Below are 2,694 nucleotides of genomic sequence, written 5' to 3' on the forward strand. Positions count from 1 at the left end.
GTATAAATATTTTGACACAAACTCCTCTTTTTACGATGAAGGATTCGTTGGAAATTATTTTTGCATTAGCCAGCAAATAGTTTTCAACTAACCCCATTCAAAAAGGTAAATAAACATATTACAAAGGATAATATGTTTACTTACCTTTTCCTATTTTATATAGATAACAAGCTATCTGTTGATAAAAACAACGTTAATTAGCATTTTGTTACATCAGTTCATATTATGATACTCATTTCTCTTTTTCAGATAATCCTTTTCACATTGTAACGGTTTGTATTCCACCATTTTCCCTTGCTTCTTTTTCGTTTCGGTAACAACCCATTCCCCTTTTTCAAGTTCAAGATGTTTTATTACATTTGTATCGTCTATTTCTTTATAAAGTAAAAATGCTTCAAGCGGCTTTACAAACAGCCTAGGCTCTCCTCTATATCCACCACTTTCAAAAACTTTAGTTAACGAATTATAATAAGTATCATCAACCCGGCCACCATACATGAAGTGTGCAGCTTCTAAATCTCTTTTATCAACTTCCCAAAAGCTATTTTCATCAAAATTCAAATTAAACGTGGATCTAATATCCCTCATTATATTTTTCACATACTTTTCATCTCGAGTTTTTCTTTCTTCGAGACAATCCGAAGATAAGCTTGGTGCATCTGATTGGGAATGTACAACGTGTTGAATAGATACACATAAAACAAATACGCTTAAAATATACAATAGTTTTTTCATATATACGTATCACCTCAAATGATCTAGATACTATATTATTTGAGGCTTAAGATATTCTTATGCTAGGAATGTGAAAGGTCCTATAAAATAGACTTTTTATAGGACCTTTCCTTTTAATATTGATTTATCAGTTTCATCGGCGAAGCGAGTACCCTACTACTTTTCACATCATATAATCCTATAGGCGTTACCCGTATAAAAGGCAAGTGCGTCGCAGAAAAGAATAAAATCGTAAATGCTGGATCGTTATAGGCATATCCTCGCTCTTGTAGTAATTTCACCATTTTTTTCTCTTTATGTATTAATTCGCTCATTTTTAAATCGGACATAATCCCGAGCAACGGTAATGCAATTTCGTGTAACACTTCATTTCTTTCCGCTATTACCATACCGCCACCTAGCTCTTTTACTCTATGAAAAGCTGTAAGCATATCTTCTTTACTTTTTCCAATAAGAATGATGTCACCTGTACCAGAATAAGAACTTGCAAGACCTCCTAATTCTTTCGCAAAACCTTTCACAACTGTATTCACTCGCCAAGTGCCATCACGAGCAATCATCATAAGGAAACATTCATCATGATCAATAGAAAGTTCCTCACCGTTTAAGTCGATTTCAGTTACATATGGTTTTGAAATAACATCATTTAATAATTTTATACCTGTTGTTTCAGAAAAAATCATATCTTCTTTCTTTAAAGACCAGTCTAGTTGTAGAGGGGTTACTTGAAATTCATCCCATTCTATACGTAATGATTCATTTTTGTTTACTCCGTTACGCTTCACCCATCGTCCCTTTGCAATTACACTAATCGGCACCGGGTTTTCTTTACTTTCCAAAATGTTAATATTGGCGATTCTACCTGTGGCAATCGCACCATGTAAATGCTCCATATTATAATAACGAGCAATGTTATAACTTGCCATATTATAGGCATCTATAACTGGTATCCCTTGCTTAATCGCTATTTCTATCAATCTATTTGTCATTCCGTTTTCATAAAATGACGGATGCGAACCGTCTGTTGTGAAAATGAATCTATCAAATTGTTTAACACCTAGTTCTAGCAATTCTTTTACTAAAATTTCTAAATCTGGACGGATAGAAGAATTTCTAAGAGAAACGGTGTAACCTTGCATAAGGCGTGTTAATGCTTCCTGCCCTGTCATCGCCTCATGATCACAATCCGTACCTAATAACTTTAACTTCGCTAACGTTGTTTCAGACGCACCTGGAAAATGACCTTCTACTTTCTTCTGTAACCACTTTGTTTCCTGTACCCAATTTAACATTTCCTCATCACCATTTAATAATTTGGGCCATGCAGTTAACTCGCCGCCCTGAAGAACATCTTCATGCTTCAGCCACTCCATTATTTCTTCACTATTAAATAAAGATTGGCCATTTTGCAGCTCAGTCTGTCCATCGAAACGACACCACCAATACATACTTGCTGGAATCTTTTTAAATTCATCTAATAAACGAAACGCTACTTCACGCTGTAATGTGAAAAATAAAGTTAGATTATCATTAATGAAAGTTGTTGTCCCAAATTGCATCGCATGATTTGCTAAAGTCTCTGGATTATATAATTGATATGGATGTGCATGCGGTTCTATGTAACTAGGAACTACATATTTCCCTTCGCAATCAATAACTTCACAATCAGTTAATCGCTCTGGCAGTTTTTCTCCTACGTATACAATTCGATCATCATATACCCAAATATTCGCTATCGTCCATTCACGTAAGTATGAATTTAAATACGTTGCATTCTTTAATAAAATGTGCGGACTTCTCGTGCCATCTAGTACTTCAACATGTTCTCGTAATTGCTTATTAATCCATTTATAATGATTTTGTCCCAATGTACTCAACTCCAAATCTATTAACTGTTATATTGGTTGAAACGAGAAATAGTTAATCAACTAAAGTATTCTCTATTCATAACTCCCCTGT

The 2,694-nt window shown here is 34.3% G+C and carries 2 protein-coding genes; both read right to left on the reverse strand.

The annotated features are described in order from the left end of the window. Positions 1-213: 213 nt before the first annotated feature. Positions 214-735, reverse strand: coding sequence for a hypothetical protein (locus AB3X48_RS20745; RefSeq protein WP_016105222.1), 522 nt, complete (start codon positions 733-735; stop codon positions 214-216). A gap of 113 nt (positions 736-848) precedes the next feature. Continuing rightward, entirely contained in the window at positions 849-2,603 is a 1,755-nt protein-coding gene (locus tag AB3X48_RS20750) for an adenine deaminase (protein WP_016105223.1), read from the reverse strand. Positions 2,604-2,694 lie beyond the last annotated feature (91 nt).

This window comes from Bacillus sp. S4 (assembly GCF_040838205.1).
GTDB classification, from domain to species: domain Bacteria; phylum Bacillota; class Bacilli; order Bacillales; family Bacillaceae_G; genus Bacillus_A; species Bacillus_A cereus_U.